The organism is Myxococcus faecalis (genome assembly GCF_050039385.1).
In the GTDB taxonomy this organism is placed as follows: Bacteria; Myxococcota; Myxococcia; order Myxococcales; family Myxococcaceae; genus Myxococcus; species Myxococcus fulvus.
Genome location: NZ_CP144336.1, coordinates 8,846,888 through 8,863,770, shown reverse-complemented (window position 1 = coordinate 8,863,770; position 16,883 = coordinate 8,846,888). Strand labels below are relative to the sequence as shown.

The following is a 16,883-nucleotide window of genomic DNA, read 5'->3' as shown; positions in this document are numbered from 1 at the left end:
CTCAGCTCGCGGCGGGGATGGCCTGGATGTCGAGCTCGATGTCGACCTTCTCGCCGACGAGCCACCCGCCGTTGTCGAGCGTCTTGTTCCAGCGGATGCCGTAGTCGGAGCGGTTGATGGTGGCGCGCGCCGTGTAGATGAGGCGCGTGCTGCCCCACGGGTCCTTCGACGTGGCGGTGTGGCGCGCCTCGAAGACGACGGGCTGGGTGACGTTGCGGATGGACAGCTCGCCGGACAGGCGGAAGCTGGCGCCGCCGGTGGGCTCCACGTGGGTGCTGCGGAAGGTGAGCTTCGGCGCGGCCTCCGCGTCGAGGAAGTCCGGCGAGCGCAGGTGCGCGTCGCGCTCCGGCGCGCCCGTGTAGATGCTGGCCGTGTCCGCGAAGACTTCGACCTCGCCCCGCGTGGGCTGCTCGGGGTCCACGCGCAGCGAGCCGGAGATGCGCTCGAAGCGGCCGTGCACGCGCGCCACCACCATGTGGCGGGCGATGAAGAGCACGGTGGAATGTGCGGGGTCGATGTTCCAGGAGGTCACGGGCATGAGGGGGAGCTCGTCGGTGCGAATCGAGGGGGAGTGTCGGGTGAGCGGGTCACGGCCGACACAGCCATCCTACGCCAATCACAGCCGCTGTCAGGCCCCGCGCCGAGGAGTCGTCCACCGCGCGTCACCACGAGCACAGGCGGTGAGAATCTTCGTCGCCGGGGTGTCTGGCCGTACGGGTCCGACACGCAACCAAGCCCTACTAACGGTCCTAAGGTAGCAACCTCCGGGCAACCGAAGGCGCGAAGCAGCCCGTGTCTCTCCGAGAGACGTGCCGCGTGCCCACTGCCGCGAGTCCCGCGGTAAGAGCGACCGTAAAGCCAAGCAAGGCCCGTCCACTCGGACACCCCGGCGAATTGCGCTCGTGCGACGCTGCCCGATCTCCTCTCTCGTCACGCCAGCGGAGCACACTGGCCCACACGGCGCGCCGAACGAGAGCGGAGGTGCTCGTCGCGAGCCCACGTACAGGCATACTCCGACTCCATCCTCTGTGCCGGGCGGTGCCCTGGCTGCGTTGGAAAGGTCGGAATCATGCGGCTGCGCGCTGGCATCGCACTCTTCGTCTTCCTTGCAGCCTGCGCATCCTCGACGCCGCATCCCAATGAGCGGGGAGCGGGAAACCCGAGGCTCGCCAACCTCCAGCGAGCCGCGACACTCCCTTGGACGGATAAGGGACACTGCGTCGTCCGCGAAGCATCCCAGCCTTGGCCCCTCTTGATGGAGCGGTGCTATCAGGCCCTCGACCATGACCGGATCGAGCTTCATGACCTCACGGGAAGGTGCACGGTCGCCTCCGCTGGCGCCGCGGCCCTGGGCATCGGACTCTGCGTGCTGGCGGCTCCTGAAATCGTCGTGGGCGCCGTGATTGTCCTCGGCGCGGTGGTAGTGGCCGCCGCCATCACAGAGGCGATGGATGCCTACGAGTTCCGCCACACCTATCCCGAGGAAGCAGGCCCTTCACGACAAACGGAGGCTTCATCCAAGGGAGCGACAGCACGAAACAGGCCCAAGCTGAAGCCTGAGTCAACAGGGAAGGATGGGCAGCCACCCCTACCGCCCATGAGCGCGGCAGGGCGCGCCAGTTGCGAGCCTGTGCCAGTGCCTCACGCGGGCGACGATGATGCGCATGACAAGTGCGCCGACTCCTTCCCACCCAACCGCTATCCCGGGATGGATGTACTCGTCGGCGGTGCGCGCTTCGATGCGCTGCAAGTGGGCGCACGCAAGCTGTGGGAAATCAAGACCCATCGATTCGACACGTACAACAGTTTCGTTCAGGAGCGAGAAGTCGAAAAAGAGATCCGCCAACTGGATGAAGAACGAAAAGCCGCGACGAAGTGTGGCTATGACTTCCTCATTGGGGTGAGCACGCAAGCGCATAAAGACGCGCTGTTGGAAGCGGACCCCTTCCTGAAGATTGTGGTCACAGGATGTGGACGATGACTCCGCGAAAAACCCTGGCCGTCGTCGTCTACGCACCCGCGCTCATGGGCGAGGACCGACGCACGCTCGACAGTGTTCGTGGACTGGAGAGGGCGCTCCCCGGTTTGCGCCTCGAATGGCGGCTCTCGAAGAGTGGGCGGCCCATCCTTCTGGAGCAGCGTGATGCATGGCTCCTTGAACAGAGCGAGGACGGGGGATTCCCGCTCCTCTGCAACGGGGAGCCAAGCGCCCCTGTGACAGTGTGGGGGCGAGAAAGAGCAGGACTCCTCAGCCCAGGCGGTCGGGACCAGTTCGAGGTTCACGCCAAGCTGCCCCTGGACAAGGCCGTGACGGAGTCAGCAGCGTCGGTGCTCGAGGGTATCGCGGAAGGATCGGGTGCGTACTGGGGGCGAGCAACGCCTTATGATGCCGCAGTGGACATTGCGTACCAGATGGCCCCAACTCCGGAAGGCCCCCCGTCCCCACGTCGAGGGCTGCCCGCCCTGAAGTCGCTCGAGCACCTTGGAGCCCCCGAGATTCCCTCCTACCTCGGTTGGATCAATTACTGGTCCGAGGCTGCCGCGCAGGCCATCGGATTCCCAGACCCCACTCGTGACTCCGAATTGCTCGCACGAGCACGGCGCACTCCATCCGGCGGATGGGTCGTGCAACTGACTGATACCCCGCTTGACCTGGACAATCCCGACCACTTGGACTCGCTCAAGTGGACCTACGAGCGCTTTCCGGCAATCGGAGGACGTGCGGCGCCCTGAATTCGATCAGGCTCCTGAGACGTGGATACAGCACCCGATCCTACTCCTTCGACTCCGCGTAGAGCACGAACCCGTCCACGGGCAGGGGTGCGTGGGGGAGGAGCGTCTGCACCATGAACAGGTTGTCGCAGTGCTCGGCGTTCGGACCACCGAAGACCGTCTTGAACGCCGGCTCCGCACACCAGTCCGCATCCAGGAACAAGCTCGTGTCGTCCACCTCCGTGAACTTGCGGATGACGTGCGCGGGATGAAACGTCCACACGTCATAGTGGCCGGGCCACCCCGCCGAGGAGTCCACCTCGGCGCCAACATCGCTGAGCCATCGCACCAGCTCGGAATCCTTCGTGTGGAGGTTCCCTCCGGAGGAATCCATCACCTTCACCCGCGCCGCCGGCATGGCGGCCTCGGACCAGGCAGCCACCTCCGAGGGGTCGATGATGCGAAAGCGCGGCTCAAGGCGCTCCCTGGGGGGAGCTCCGTTCCAGAATTCGCTCGGCTCGTGCGAGACGTACCCTGAAAGCTCCACGCGCCCACGCGCGTCTGCCTCCATCAACAAACCCGAGCTGCTGCCGTGGATGTTGTACTGGAAAGCAGGGGCGCCCACCTGCTCTGCGAGGCGTGCGAGAATCGGCCGGCTCCCCTGTATCAGGGAGCCGTGCGGATGGCGGTCCATCCCGGGGCACCGCGGAAGCCGGCGATCCCCCAACGACGAACCTCCTCACCTTTTCCGTACTGCATGGGATCTCGAGCGTCAGGCGTGCGCTGACTCGGGCTCACGAGTCGCCGCCCCATCTCCACCACGAGACGAGCGAGCTCTCGCTCCACCCGGTCCACGTCCCCGCACTGGATGAAGGCCGCGTTGAGCCATGTTCCCATTCGCTGGGAACCTATTCCAAGGCGTGACGGTACGCGCGGCGGGTTGTCACAACGGACCCCAGAGGCGAGTGGCGATACTTCCGCTGGCATTTTGCCAAGCCGCCTTCCCGGAGGGATTCTGGAGACACGGTCTCGTGAGGGGGAGACCCGACCGCCGGCTGGCGGCTCCTCACGCGCGTCCGCTTCTTCCAGGAGCCACAGTCCCGCATGCGGATCGCCGTCATCTCCACGTACACGCACCCCACCCGTCTGCGCATCAAGGAACCCTCCATCATGCAGTCGGCCGTGCCGGAGCTCATCGCCGGCCTGTGCCCGGAGCATGCCGAGGTGGAGATCTTCAACGAGAAGGAGGTCGACCTCCCCATGGACCGTCACTGGGACCTGGTCTTCTTCTCGTACCTGCACTCCTACTACGAGCACACCAAGGTGCTCTCCACGCTCTTCCGCCAGCGCGGGATGACCACCGTCGCGGGAGGCCGGCACGCCAACCACTTCCCCGACGACGCACAGGCGCACTTCGACGCCGTCATCACCGGCGAGCCGGAGTCCAACGTCCCCGCGCTCATCGCGGACTTCGAGCAGGGCCGGCTCCAGAAGCGCTACGCCCTGCCCTCCTCGGGCCCCACCGCCATCCGCCCGTATCGCTACGAGCTCATCGACTTCGAGCACAACAAGGTCCGCCTGCCCGGCATCGAGGCGTCCCGCGGCTGCCCGTTCCGCTGCAACTTCTGCGTCCTCACCGGCCACGAGCGCTACCGCTACCGCCCCGTCGCCCAGGTCCTCGACGAAATCCAGACACGCATGCGCTGGAACCCCAACTACCTGGGATTGATGAAGGACGCCTTCATCTTCCTCGACAACAACCTGGGCGGCTCCCCCAAGTACCTGCGCGAGCTGTGCGAGGCGCTCATCCCCCTGAAGAAGACCTGGGGCTGCGCCCTCACCTTCAACGTCCTCAAGGACGAGTCGCTGGTCAAGCTGATGGCCAAGGCCGGCTGCCGCTACGTCTACACCGGCCTGGAGTCCCTCAACCCCGAGTCCATCAAGGCGATGAACAAGGGCCAGAACACGCTCTCCGAAGTGGACGCCGTCATCCGCCGCGTCTTCTCCTCCGGAATCCTCCTGTCCTTCGGCCTCATCGTCGGCTCCGACGGCGACACCAACGAGTACCTGGAGAAGCTGCCCATGTACCTCTCGGACCTGGGCTACTTCTCCGTCACCTTCCTCGGCATCGTCTGCCCCTATCCGGAGACGCCCTTCTTCCGCGAGCTCCAGGCCGAGAACCGCCTGCTGCCGGGCACCGTCAGCCGCGACTACGACGGCTACACCCTCTGCCACCGGCCGAAGAACCTGCACCCCTCCGAGGTCATCGAGCACTTCCACCGGCTCTGCGGCCAGCTGGGCAGCCTGCCCAACATCGCGAGGCACTACTGGTCCAAGCTGACCTTGAGCAACCTGCCCCGCTACAAGCAGGTCATCACCTTCTCCGGCCCCGAAATCCTCAGCATCCGCAACCCGCTGAAGAACCCCGCCCGGCGCTACATCGCGGGGCTCGACGCACTCGAGGACTGGGACACGCGGCAGATGGCGGCGCTGGGCCTGAAGCCTCAGCAGCTCACCTGACGCCCGCCCGCCGGGGGTGACGCCTCCACCCCGGGCGCCATCCCCAGTTCGGCCTCCAGCCGGTCCAGCCGGCGCAGCTCCGCCTTCGCGCCAATGGACTCGAAGATGGCGCGCGCCCGGGCCAGGAACTCGGCGCGCCGGTGCGGCAGCGCCACCGCCGCGTCGTGGTACGCCACGCCCGTCTCCCACCGGTTCGGCGTGTCCTCCAGCGTCTTGATGGCGCGCAGGAACAGCGGCTCGGCCGCCTTGCCGCCCTTCTTCAGCGCCAGCGCGCGGGCCGACACGCGCAAGGCCGGGCCCTTCATGTACGGATAGCGCCACGCGAGCAGCCGCGCCTTGAACAGACACCGGCGGACGATGGCCCACAGCGTCTGGCGCGGCACCGCCTGCGCCCCCTGCTCCAGCGCGAACAGCGCACCCTCGGCCGCGTCCACGAGGCCAATCTGGAGGAACGGCACGAGCACGTGGTAGCGCCACAGCGCCTCGTCCGCGCGCACCGCCATCAGCCCCGCCTCCTCCACCTGGTGCTCGCGCACCGTCACGTTGACCAGGTGGTTGAGGCTGGCGCACTGGTTGGCCAGGTCCTGCACCTCGATGCTGATGCGCAGCCCCTGCTCCAGCTCCGCGCACAGCTCGCCCACCTCGCCCTCGCCGCGCAGGTAGCGGCACATGGGCACCCACGAGTGCGCCCAGCCCTGGTGCATGAGCGCGTGCAGCTCCTCGCCCATCTTCCCCATCTCGACGTACGCGGCCTCCGCGCCCTCGAAGCGCGAGGCGAGGAACTGGCTGGAGCCCAGCATCATCAGCCCCGTCTGCACCTCCCACATGTCGCGCACCTGGCGCAAGAGCGCCATGGACTGCTCGGCGTACTGCGTGGCCTCCGCCTGCTTGTTGCTGAAGATGGACAGCGTGGCCAGGCGCGACAGCGCGATGCCCTCCGCCGAAGGGTCCCTCGCCTGCCGCGCGTAGCTCAGCGCCCGCTGACACCAGCGCTTCGACAACCCGAGGAAGCCCGAGCCGAACAGCAGCGAGCCGTAGTAGCTGCTCGCCAGGCTCAGCCCCCGCTCCCCCTTCGAGCGCTCCGCCATGATGGTGGCCACCATGGTCGCCCACGTGAGCTTCGCCAGGTCCTTGAAGTAGTAGATCTTGATGAGCGAGACGAGCGTGGACAGCTGCTTGAGGTACAGCGGCAGCCGAGGCCCCAGCGGCCGGGCGAGGAAGGGGAACAGGCCGTAGAGCAGGTGCAGCCCGAAGGCCAGGAGCGTGCGCAGCGCCAGTGAGAACAGGTTGCGCGGCATGGGACGCCCCATCAAGTCCATGGCGCGCTCCAGCTCCTGGATGGCGCGCTTGGACTCGCCCTTCTCCTGGTGGGCGCGGCCCAGGCCCAGGTGCAGCTCCGCGCGGCGCGGGTCCTGGTCCTCGTCCGCCAGGCACTGCTCGAACATGTGGATGGCGCCCGCGTAGTTGCCCGCCTGCAAGAGCGTCTCCGCCAGCTCCTGCATCACCCGGCGCGTCTTGAGCAGCACCTCGTCCGGGTCCAACGCCTGGGTGATGGCGAGGATCTCGATGGCCTTGTTGTAGTGGTGGACGGCGTCGTCGTTCGCGTACTGCGAGCGAGCGCCGCGCGCCGCCATCAGCGTGTACTCCAGGCCCTTCACCTCGTCGTTCCCGGCGAGGAAGTGGAACGCCAGGATGCCCGCGGACGGCGCGGTGTTCTCCCCCGCGCGCGCCTCCAGGAAGAGCGCCAGGCGCCGGTGCAGGTCCTCGCGCGAGGACACCATCAGCGTGTTGTACGCGGCGTCGCGGATGACGATGTGCTTGAAGATGCACGTGAAGGGCTCCTCCACCTCCAGGAGGATGAGCCCCAGGTGCGTCAGCGTGTCGATGGCCTCGCGGATGCGCTGGCGAGGCACCGAGCCGGGGGCCAGCGCCGCCACGGCGTCCAGCGTGAAGATGCGGCCGATGACGGACGCGACCTTCACCACCAGCTTCTCCGTCTCGCTGAGCAGGTCGATGCGCCCGAGCACCACGTCCTGGATGGAGTCCGGCAGCACCAGCGTCTGCAGGCCGCGCTTGAGCTCGCGGCGCGCCGCGCCCGGCGACACCGGCCCCAGGTAGCCGCCCTCCACCATGCCCTGGACGATGGACTCCGCGAAGAACGGGTTGCCCTGCACCTTGGAGAGCAGCAGGTCCTCCAGCGCGAGGTCGGGCGGCTCCATGCGCAGGTGCACGCGCAAGAGCGCCCGCGTGTCCTCGTCGTCCAGGCTGGAGACGTCGAGCTTGCGCAGGTACGGCAGGTGCTCCACGGCGCGCAGCTGCTCTCCGGGCCGCATCGTCACCAGCAGCGTCACGCGCAGGGGCGCAAGCCGGGCGGCGACGTACTCGATGAGGTCGACGGAGATGTTGTCGGCCCAGTGCAGGTCCTCGAAGAAGAGCAGGAGCGGCGTCTTGCGCGCGTGCTTCTCCAGGAGCTGGAAGATGATGTGGAAGACCTTCTGGTTCTTGTGGCGCGCGTCCAGCCCCGAGGTGGCCGCGTCCTCCTCGACGCTCAAACCCAGGATGTGCGCCATCACCGGCGTCCACTCCGGCCCCACGTCCTCCAGGCTGTCGAGCCCCTGCCGCACCCGGAGCAGCTGCGCGTCCACGTCATCGCCCTCGTGCAGGCCGAACAGCTGCACGAGCACCTCCTTCCAGGGGAAGAAGGGCGTGAACATCTCGTACGAGTAGCAGATGCCGTACAGGCTGCGCGCGCCGCGCGACTCGGCCTCCTCCACCACCCGGGCGCCCAGACGCGACTTGCCGATGCCCGCCTCGCCGGACACCACGCACAGCCGCCCCGCGCCCTGGAGCGACTCCTCCACCGCGGCCTGCAGCTGCCCCAGCTCGCGCCGCCGGCCGACGATGCCGCCCCGGCCCTTCACGAAGAGGCTGCGGCGCACCTCGCCCTTGAGCCGGAAGATGGGCACCGCGCGGGTGACGCCCTTGAGCGTGGCGTCCTCGACGAACTCCGTGGCGAAGCCGCCCTGCTGCAGCTTGCGCTCCGTCTGCGCGTCGATGTGGATGCCCACCCCGTCCGCGTACGTCATCAGCCGCGCGGCCAGGTTCACCACCTCTCCCAGCGCCGAGTAGCCCTTGCGCCAGGGCGAGCCCATGTCGCCGAAGTACGCGTGCCCCGTGGCGATGCCGATCTGCAGCTCGCGCACGTAGGGGTAGGCCTCGCGCTCGCGCACCAGCTTGCACGCGAGCCGGCTGGCCAGCACCTCCTTGTTCTGCTGGGCGGTGGGCGCGCCGAACAGGACGTAGAGCACGTTGCCCTTGTCCGTGAAGTCCGTCATCAGGAGCACGCCGCCGTGGTGCGCGCTCTCGCGCTGGACGTACTCGTAGAAGGCGTTCAGCTCGCGGGTGAAGGCCTCCACCTCGGACGGCCCGTGGTCCGTCTTGAAGCGCAGGAAGAAGCAGGTGAGGTCGCGGAAGTCACCGCCCAGCTCCTGGTGCGCAGTGGTGATGCGCGTGAAGAGCACCGGGTGGAGCAGGAGCGCGCAGCGGCCCACCAGCTCCTCGCCGCCCGGCGCGTCGAACACCGGCGGAGGCCGCGCCTCCAGCGGCACCGAGGGCTCCAGGCGGTAGGCGCCGTCGCACTCCTCGCCCACGCGCGCCAGGTCCGGCAGGAGCGCCCAGGCCTCGGGGCTCAGCAGCACCTCGCCCACCCGGGCCCGCTTCTCGGCGGCCACCGCCTGCTCCAGCGGCCGGCCGACGAGCGCCGGGTGCATCCACATGCCCGTCGTCCCCAGGACGATGCGGTGCGACTCGCCCACGCCGATGCCGATGCGCGAGGACACACCGAAGCGCTGCCCCAACAGCTCCAGCCGGGAGAAAGGAGCGAGCCTTCGCTGCACGTCCAGCGCGCACCGGGCCGCGCGCGCCACCGCCTCCGCGTCGCCCTCGTCGGAGGCGGGCTCGAAGCAGGCGAGGATGGAGTCACCGGCGAACTGGTAGATGTCGCCGCCGTGCGCCTTCACGACGTCGATCATCTCCGTGTAGTAGCCGCGCAAGAGGCGCTGGAGCGCGTCGATGCCGCGAGGCCCTTCACCGCTCAGGCGCACGACGATGGGCGTGAAGCCCGCGATGTCCAGCACCAGGATGGCGCCGCGCACCGACTCCACCGGCGGCAGCGCGTGCGCCTCCGTGTCCTCCAGCCTGCGAATCAGGGCGCCAGGGATGTAGGGCCGGAGCGAGGACAGCACCAGGTCGATGTCGGCCGACGACATGCTGGCGCCCTCAGCCCAACGTCCTGAAGCGAATCCACATCGCCGCCACGCCCACCCCGGCGTAGAGGAACGTCTCCAGCGTCTCCGACAACGGCTGCGCCTTCCTCAACGCCCCCCACGCGTGCACCACCACCATGGCCGCGCACACCCAGCCGATGAGCTCGAAGAGCGCCGGCTGGCTTCGCGGGTCCGGGATGTAGCGCATCACCGTGAGGATGATGGCCAGCGCCACCCCGCCCAGGCACCGGCCGAAGTACACCGTCAGGTCCGTGTTGCCCTGCATGGGCGCCCAGCCCAACCAGCGAGACCAACGCAGCGGCATCAGGAGGAGCGGCAGGGCGAACACCAACAGGAAGAACGTCGTCGAGACGGCCAGGAACCAACTTGCCAGCGGGTATTCGGCACTGATCATGTCGACGCACGAGGAACGACGCGGAAACCGGTCTTCAGCGTGGAGCGGCAGTGCCCCCGGCTCCCCATCCTAGTCGGTTTTCACCCGGCTTCGAGCACCCTCGAAACAGACGAGGATTCCTGGGTTTCCAAGCTCAGGGAGCAGGAGGGCGGGCGGGCTCGAGGACGGCGGCGCGGAGGAACTCGGCGACGCGCTCCAGGGAGTCGGTGCGCTCCAGGCCGGAGGGGAAGCGGCGGAACTCATCGGGCGAGCCGAAGAGGATGATGGGCTTGTCGTAGCGGACGCACAGCACGGCCTCGGCCGCGGTGCCGGCGCCTCCGGGCAGGGCCACCAGGGCGTGGGGGGTGAGGACGTTGATGTGGTTGCGGCTGAGTGGATCCGTCCCCTGCTCACCGCTCAAGGGCAGGTGGGTGTAGATGGCCAGCTCCACGCCCGGGTTGGGGTAGCCCTGGCGCGGGACGTATTCGCCGTCCTTCACCGTGCCGGGGACGATGCCGATGGAGATGCCCCGCCGGCCCACCACCTGGACGAACGCGTCCGCCGCCGCGCGCATGACGCCGCTGCCCGCGCCGGTGAGCAGGTCGAACCCCGCCTCGGCGATCCACCGCGCCAACGGAATGACGCGCTCCAGGTGCTCCTGCCGCCCCGAGCCGAACACGCCGATGATCCGCCGTTCCTTTCTCATGACTGGTTTGCTCCTTCCCGCGGATGTGACCGGCCCGCCCCCCAGCTTCTTCCATGTGCGTCCCACGCATCCGGCGCAACCGTTCAGTGCGGCACAGAGTCCGCGTCCGCCGTTCACCGATGGAAGGATCCACCCTCCGACAGAGCCCGAAATGACGCTTGCAGGACGCGGCGCGCCCAGGGGTACTCCGCGCCCCAGGCGCCCTGGCCTGTCAGACCCCCTCCGTAACCTGCTTCACGTCAAGCCTGGAGGTGGCCGTGTTCGACACCTGTGGTGGATGTGAGCGACGTGGTGGCCCCGGTGAAATCTTCGACTGGTGCGCCAACTGTGAGCTGTCCCTGTGCCCGCGCTGCATGGAGCGAGGGTGCTGTGACGAGTACCCCGCGGAGTCGGGGCGTGGCGCGCCGCGGTTGTTGCCGGACCCGCCGGAGGACGACGCCCTTCCCCTGCCCGAGCACTTCGGTGGGCGGTGCTGCTCCAGTGCCCGCGCGGTGGCGTGCTCGTGCGCGTTCCATTGGGTCTGCGAGCGGCACGGCGACCAGCACATCGGCACGCACGACTGAGGGTGTCAGGGGTTGCTGGCGCGGAGGTCCACGGGGCCCTCGCTCGGCAGCTCGACGGTGAAGCGGGCGCCCTCGCCCTGGATGCTCTGTGCGTGGACCTGTCCGCCGAGCGCCGCGACGATTTCGCGGACGATGAAGAGGCCCAGGCCCAGGCCCCCGTATTCGCGTGACGACACGGCGCGCTCGAAGCGGCCGAAGATGTGAGGCAGTCGCTCGGCGGGGATGCCGATGCCCTGGTCGATGACGTCCAGGTGGACGCGGCCCTCGGCGTGCGCCAGTCGCACCTCGATGGGGCTGCCGGCGCCGAACTTGAGGGCGTTGGACAACAGGTTCGTCACCACCTGCTCCAGGCGGACGCGGTCCCATCGGCCGATGCAGTCCGGGGACAGGCTCAAGGAGATGGGCGACCGGGAGCGCTGGATGGCGTCCCGCATGCCTTCGGTCACGTCGCGCACCACGGAGGCCAGGTCCACCGGCTCCAGCGTCAGGTGGAGGCGGCCCGTCTGGATTCGGGAGACATCGAGCAGTTCGTCGACCAGGTGCGCCAGTCGCCGGGTCTGCGACTGGGTCGTCCTGGAGGCGCGCTGGACGGCGTCGCGCGTGGGCACCTCGCTCCGGGCGAGTCCCTGCACGGAGAGCTGGAGCGCGGTGATGGGGGTGTAGAGCTCGTGCGCGGCGATGGAGAGGAACTCGTCGCGCAGGCGGATGGCGTCCTGGGACTCGTGGTACAGCCGCGCGTTGTCCAGGGCGATGGCCGCGCGGCGCGCCAGGTCCTGCGCGAGCTCCACGTCCGGGGGCCCGTAGCGTTTGCCCGGCACCGAGGACACGAGCGAGATGACGCCCAGCATCCGCCCCCGGGCGATGAGCGGCACCGCGAGGAAGGAGCGGGCCTTCAGCGCGCGGATGAGCGCGACGTGCGCCTCGTCGCGGCACAACCGCTCCAGGACTTCGTCGGTGATGACGGGGATGAGCAGCGGCTCGCGACTCTTCAGCACGGCGATGGCGGGCTGGGACGAGTCCCAGTCGGGTGTGTAGAACGACTGCAGGTCGCGAGCGATGCGCTCGTGTCCCGGGTCGGCGTGCGCGGTGGAGAGCCGGCGGATGGCGCCCGAGGGCTCCACCACGTCGATGGCGCAGAGCGTGGAGAGCGAGGACACGCACAGGCGCGCCAGCCGGGACAGCGTCGCTTCGAAGTCCAGCGCCTCGGCCAGCACCACGCTGCTCTCGGCGAGGAAGCGCACGGCCTCCTCCGCGCGCCGGCGCTCCTCGAACAGGAGGCTGTTCTCCAGCGAGATGGCCATCTGCGAGGACAACAACTGGAGCACGCGCACCCGGTCCGGGGTGAAGGCGTGGGTGGCCAGGTTGTTCTCCAAATAGAGGACGCCCATGGTGCGCGCGTGGCGGCGGATGGGCACCACCAGGGCGGACTTCACGCGCTGCCGCGCCACGTAGGCATCCGACACGAAGCGCCCCTGGTGCACGGCGTCCCCGAGCACCACCGCGTCCCCGGTGCGGAAGGCGTGCGCCAGGAGCGACTCGGGCACCAGCGTCGAACCCACGAGGGGAAGCTGGGGCCGCGAGAGGGGCTCCCCCACTCCGCCCACCGCCGTGAGCACCAGCGCGCCCTGCTCGTCCAACACCAGCGCGCCGCGCTGCGCGCCCGCCACCTCCAGGCATACCGCCATCAACTTCTCGAGCAGCCGCTCCAGGGCGACCTCGCCCGACAGGGATTGCGCCGCCTTGAGGATGCTGAGCAGGTCGAGTGACGCGCCCCGGAAGTCGTCGCCCGTGGGCGTGACGGTCTGGTCCCACAGGCCGGACTCCTGCACCTGGAGGTCGGGGAACTCCTCCTGCAATGCGGACACCACGGCCTTGGCGCCCCAGCGGGCGAAGCCCTCCCGCGCGGCGCGCAGGTAGAGCGAGGCCACGCGCTTGCGGCCCAGCGCGCCGTACAGCCGCCCCGCGAGCACGTTCGCGAGCGCCTCGTCGTGGGGATGGCCGTCCTCGCGTGCTCGGTCGATGGCCTCGTCGAAGAGCTCGGCGGCCTCGGTGAAGTGGCCTTCGAGCCGGGCACGCTCGGCGCAGAGCAGCAGGTAGCGGTGGAGGAAGTTCTCCGGACTGTTCGTCGACCAGTGGCGGAACTGGCTCCAGGCGCGCTCGACGAGGGACCGACGCTCGTCGAGTGAGGCCAGGGCGCCGTTGCCCGCCGCGTGCACCAGCCCGCTGAAGAAGGCGTGCTCGGTGACGGTGAAGAGCGACGGCATGAAGCGCAGGTGGGGCTCGGCGGCGCGGAGCATCTCCCGCGCGCCCGACAGGTCTCCGAGCAGATAGGACGTCTGGAGCCGGAGGATGAAGAACTGCCCGAGGATGGTGGGGTCCCCCTGGGCCTTCTCGAGGAACGCGCGCGTGTCGAACGTCGAATCGTCGTAGCCCGCGCGCTCGCGGGTCCGCCCCTGGAGGCAGCGCACGGCCTGACGCAGCGCGAGCTGGAGGTCCGCCATGGCGCGCTGTCCGCTCTTCTGGTCGAACGCGAGCGCCGACTCGCTCTCCGCGTGGGCGCGGTCCAGTTCGGCGCCCATCCGCAAGCGCGTGAAGCTGAGGCTCGCCAGCAAGTATGCGACGTACTGCGGCTCACCGCTCTCGAGCCCCGCGGAGATGCCCCGGCGCAGAAGCGGGATGGACGAGCGCAGGGGCTCGCGCCAGTGGCGCATGTAGAAGAGGAACGCGGCGAGCACGCGGCACTCCTCGCGCGGCTCGTCGAAGCGGCGGCTCAGCTCCATGCCCAGGTGGCTGAAGGGGTGGCCCGCGGCGTAGTCGCCTCGGGACTCGCCGAAGACGAGGCCGAAGCAGACGTACGCGAAGGCGGAGTACACGCTGTTGCCGTGGCGCAGCGTGAGGCCCACCATGCGCGTGTAGATGAACGAGAACATCGGCGGGTCCGAGAACCAGGCCGCGATGCCCGCGTTCATCAACAGCCGCATGCAGCCGCGCTCCAACTCCGCGTCCATGCGCGGCGCGGACAGGAGCGCCTCCTCGGAGCGGTCCTTCCACAGGGCCTCCACCTGGGGGAGCTCCGCGCGGAAGGCCTCGGTCGCATCACCCTCCGGCAGCTCCACGCCGAACAAGCGGAGCCCCTCGCGCGCGTGCCGGAGCGCGGCTTCGTGGTCCCTGGCGAAGATGCTCGCGTTCATCCGCAGGACGTAGAGGTCCACCTTCTCCAGCGGCGTGCGCGCGTGCGCCATCGCCGCGTCGATGAGGCGCTCGGACAACAGGCGGTCTGCGGTGAGCTGCGCGCACTCGGCCGCGTCCCGGTGGAGCTGGAGCATCTGCTCGGTCCGGGTCGACCAGGCGTCCTCGGGCAGCAGGGCGCGAGCACGCATGAAGTACGCCAGCGCCGCCTCGAAGGCGGAGGCATCGCGCACCTTGCGTCCCGCGCGCAGGTTGAGCTCGGCGAGCCACGTGCGCTCGTTCGTGTCACGCACCACGTCGCCGCCCAGGTGGTAGTGGTCCACCACCTCGCACACGCGCGACTCGTTCTCCGTGCCCCGCGCATCGGCCCAGAGATGGCGGGCGATGGCGCGATGCACGGCGGCCCGCTCGGCCTCGGACAGGAGTGAGTACGCGGCATGCCTGACGCGGTCATGCGCGAAGCGATACGTGGCTTGATTCACCGACATGAGGCTGGCCGACTGTTGGGACGGGAAGCGAGGGCCACGCCCCTCCGGGACGAGGAGCCCCGCGCGCAGGGCGCTCCAGAGCGCTCCCGCCGTGTCCTCCAGGGGCGCCTCCACCACGCGCGCCAGCAACCACAGGTCCACCTGCCCTCGCATGCACGCGGCCACCGTCAACAGTCGCTGCGTCGACGCCGGCAGTCGACGGATGGAGTCGAGCATCAGCTCCACGACATTGTCGGTGACCTCGGCTTGCGCGATCCGCTCCAGCTCCCAGTGCCACGTCCCCGACTCCAGGTCGTACGTGAGCAGCCCCGTGCGATGCAGGTGCCGCAGGAAGTGGCCCACGGAGAAGGGATTGCCAGCGGTCTTCTCGAGCACGAGCCTCGCGAGTGGCTCGACGTGCGCCGCGTCGCACTTCAGCGCGTCCGCGCACAGCGCCGTCAACGCGGGCAGGTCCAAGGGCCCCAGCTCCAGCAGGAGCGGCGAGCACCCCACGGCAGAGAGCGCCGTCCGCCAGCGCTCCAGGGGATGCGTGGGCCCCCACTCGCCCGGACGCCAGGCGCCGAGGACCAGCAGGTGGTGCAGCTCCGAGTCCGTCGACAATCGCGAGAGCAGCTCCAGCGTGGCCGCGTCCGCCCACTGGAGGTCGTCGAGGAAGAGCACCAGGGGCTGCTCGGCGGTGGCCAGGTCGCGGAGGAAGGACTGGAGCATCCGCAGGAAGCGGCTCCCGGCCTCACGCGGCCCCAGCGCGACGACGGGGGGCTGTTCGCCGATGAGTCGCTCCAGCTCGGGCACGAGCTCGGTGAGCATGCGCCCGTGGTTTCCGAGGGACTTCTGCAGGCGCAGTCGCCACGCCTCCACGCCTTCGGGCGGCAGCTCGAGGACGCTCACCACGAGCCCGCGCACGGCCTCCATCAGCGACGCATAGGGCGTCTGCCCTCGCAGCTCGGGAGACCTGCCCGCGAGGAAGTGGCCCGCGCCCACGCGCTCGCGCAGGACGTTGGCCAGGGACGACTTGCCGCTCCCGGAGGCTCCGGCGAGCAACACCCACTCGCGAGAGCCCGCGCGGGCGCGCTCCAGGGCGGCATCCAGGAGGGCCAGTTCACGCTCGCGACCGTAGAGCTTGTCGGGCAGGCCCAGCTCGCGCGCGAGGTCGTGGCGGCCCAGCTCGAAGGTGATGGGCGTCCCGGGACCGCGCCAGCGTCGCTGGATTTCCCGCAGGTCTGCGACGAGGGCCTCGGCGCTCTGGTAGCGCTCCTCGGGGGACTTCGCGAGCAGGCGGAGCACGACGTCGGAGAGGAGGCTCGGGAGCGAGGGGTTCCGGTCGGCGGGAGGAATGGGAGGCTGTGCCAGGAGCGCATGCACGAGCTGCGCGGCATCGGCCGAGAGGAAGGGCGCCTCGCCCGTGAGCATCTCGTAGAAGGTCGCGCCCAGCGCATAGAGGTCCGCGCGGTGGTCCACGCGCCGGCCCATCCTCCCGGTCTGCTCGGGGGCGATGTAGCGCAGCGTGCCCTCGAAGCCGCCCGGAACACCGGCGCTGCGCACGAGGCCCTGCACGCTGGTGGCCAGGTCGAAGTCGATCATCACCAGTCGGCGACCGCTGGCCGCCACGACGAGGTTGGCGGGGTTGAGGTCACGGTGGATGACGTGCCGCCGATGCAGGGCGCCCAGGGTGGTCGCCACGTCCAGGGCCAGTTCGAGGAAGAGGTCCACCTCGAGCGGTCCTCGTCGCAGCAGGTCCCGGAGGTCAGTGGGGCCGGCATCCTCGAGGACGAGGGCCAGGTGGCCCGACAGCTCTTCGAGGCCGATGACGTCGACCACCCCGTCGAGGTCGGACAGCTCGCGCAGCATCACATGTTCGTGGCGCAGCATTCCGGCGCTGCTCTCCGCCAGCGGGCCTTCGCGGACGACCTTGAGCACCCGAGCGCCGCCGTCGGGAGTCCAGGCACGGAGCACGTCATACCGGTGGCCCCGGTAGATTCTCCGAGCGTCTTGCAAGCCGGGCAGCTCGAGCATCATGCCCCCCTCGGCGACGACCCTACTCGTAAG

The 16,883-nt window shown here is 69.2% G+C and carries 10 protein-coding genes; 4 read left to right on the top strand and 6 right to left on the bottom strand.

Annotated elements, in window-relative coordinates:
* Position 1 precedes the first annotated feature (1 nt).
* Complete coding sequence (locus VZQ01_RS35865) at positions 2-538, bottom strand: YceI family protein (protein WP_426745894.1); 537 nt, start codon at positions 536-538, stop codon at positions 2-4.
* A 531-nt stretch (positions 539-1,069) separates the two neighbouring features.
* Between VZQ01_RS35865 and VZQ01_RS35860 the strand changes: the two genes are divergently transcribed.
* Both VZQ01_RS35860 and VZQ01_RS35855 read left to right on the top strand, forming a co-directional pair.
* A complete protein-coding gene (locus VZQ01_RS35860) occupies positions 1,070-1,981 on the top strand; it encodes a DUF6310 domain-containing protein (RefSeq protein WP_426745893.1) in 912 nt (303 codons plus the stop codon).
* Positions 1,978-2,733 carry a DUF5953 family protein gene (locus VZQ01_RS35855; RefSeq protein WP_248546086.1) on the top strand — a complete coding sequence of 252 codons (756 nt, stop codon included), beginning with the start codon at positions 1,978-1,980 and terminating at the stop codon, positions 2,731-2,733. Before VZQ01_RS35860 ends, VZQ01_RS35855 begins: the two co-directional genes overlap by 4 nt.
* A gap of 40 nt (positions 2,734-2,773) precedes the next feature.
* Here the strand turns inward: VZQ01_RS35855 and VZQ01_RS35850 are convergent, their stop codons facing one another.
* Positions 2,774-3,154: a hypothetical protein gene (locus VZQ01_RS35850; protein ID WP_248546087.1), complete on the bottom strand. Its 381-nt coding sequence runs from the start codon at positions 3,152-3,154 to the stop codon at positions 2,774-2,776.
* A gap of 662 nt (positions 3,155-3,816) precedes the next feature.
* Here VZQ01_RS35850 and VZQ01_RS35845 point away from each other — a divergent pair.
* Entirely contained in the window at positions 3,817-5,232 is a 1,416-nt protein-coding gene (locus tag VZQ01_RS35845; protein ID WP_223785325.1) for a B12-binding domain-containing radical SAM protein, read from the top strand.
* Here the strand turns inward: VZQ01_RS35845 and VZQ01_RS35840 are convergent.
* The 3 genes from VZQ01_RS35840 to VZQ01_RS35830 all read right to left on the bottom strand — a co-directional run bounded on the left by VZQ01_RS35840 (position 5,217) and on the right by VZQ01_RS35830 (position 10,597).
* The gene (locus VZQ01_RS35840; protein WP_426745892.1) at positions 5,217-9,500 is read right to left on the bottom strand and encodes an AAA family ATPase; all 4,284 of its coding nucleotides are present in this window, start codon (positions 9,498-9,500) and stop codon (positions 5,217-5,219) included. The genes VZQ01_RS35845 and VZQ01_RS35840 overlap by 16 nt on opposite strands.
* A 10-nt stretch (positions 9,501-9,510) precedes the next feature.
* A complete protein-coding gene (locus VZQ01_RS35835; protein WP_046714650.1) occupies positions 9,511-9,912 on the bottom strand; it encodes a hypothetical protein in 402 nt (133 codons plus the stop codon).
* A gap of 133 nt (positions 9,913-10,045) precedes the next feature.
* Positions 10,046-10,597, bottom strand: coding sequence for an SLOG cluster 4 domain-containing protein (locus VZQ01_RS35830; protein ID WP_223785327.1), 552 nt, complete (start codon positions 10,595-10,597; stop codon positions 10,046-10,048).
* Between the two features lie 257 nt (positions 10,598-10,854).
* Between VZQ01_RS35830 and VZQ01_RS35825 the strand changes: the two genes are divergently transcribed.
* Positions 10,855-11,160: a hypothetical protein gene (locus VZQ01_RS35825; RefSeq protein WP_141324330.1), complete on the top strand. Its 306-nt coding sequence runs from the start codon at positions 10,855-10,857 to the stop codon at positions 11,158-11,160.
* A 5-nt stretch (positions 11,161-11,165) separates the two neighbouring features.
* Here the strand turns inward: VZQ01_RS35825 and VZQ01_RS35820 are convergent, their stop codons facing one another.
* Positions 11,166-16,853 (bottom strand): AAA family ATPase, encoded by a 5,688-nt coding sequence (locus VZQ01_RS35820; RefSeq protein WP_426745891.1) that lies wholly within the window; start codon positions 16,851-16,853, stop codon positions 11,166-11,168.
* Between the last annotated feature and the right edge of the window lie 30 nt (positions 16,854-16,883).

Bases quoted from the DNA above. Each gene is read 5' to 3' on its own strand.
- VZQ01_RS35865 (WP_426745894.1), bottom strand. From the start codon at position 538: ATGCCCGTGACCTCCTGGAACATCGACCCCGCACATTCCACCGTGCTC.
- VZQ01_RS35860 (WP_426745893.1), top strand. From the start codon at position 1,070: ATGCGGCTGCGCGCTGGCATCGCACTCTTCGTCTTCCTTGCAGCCTGC.
- VZQ01_RS35855 (WP_248546086.1), top strand. From the start codon at position 1,978: ATGACTCCGCGAAAAACCCTGGCCGTCGTCGTCTACGCACCCGCGCTC.
- VZQ01_RS35845 (WP_223785325.1), top strand. From the start codon at position 3,817: ATGCGGATCGCCGTCATCTCCACGTACACGCACCCCACCCGTCTGCGC.
- VZQ01_RS35840 (WP_426745892.1), bottom strand. From the start codon at position 9,500: ATGTCGTCGGCCGACATCGACCTGGTGCTGTCCTCGCTCCGGCCCTAC.
- VZQ01_RS35835 (WP_046714650.1), bottom strand. From the start codon at position 9,912: ATGATCAGTGCCGAATACCCGCTGGCAAGTTGGTTCCTGGCCGTCTCG.
- VZQ01_RS35830 (WP_223785327.1), bottom strand. From the start codon at position 10,597: ATGAGAAAGGAACGGCGGATCATCGGCGTGTTCGGCTCGGGGCGGCAG.
- VZQ01_RS35820 (WP_426745891.1), bottom strand. From the start codon at position 16,853: ATGATGCTCGAGCTGCCCGGCTTGCAAGACGCTCGGAGAATCTACCGG.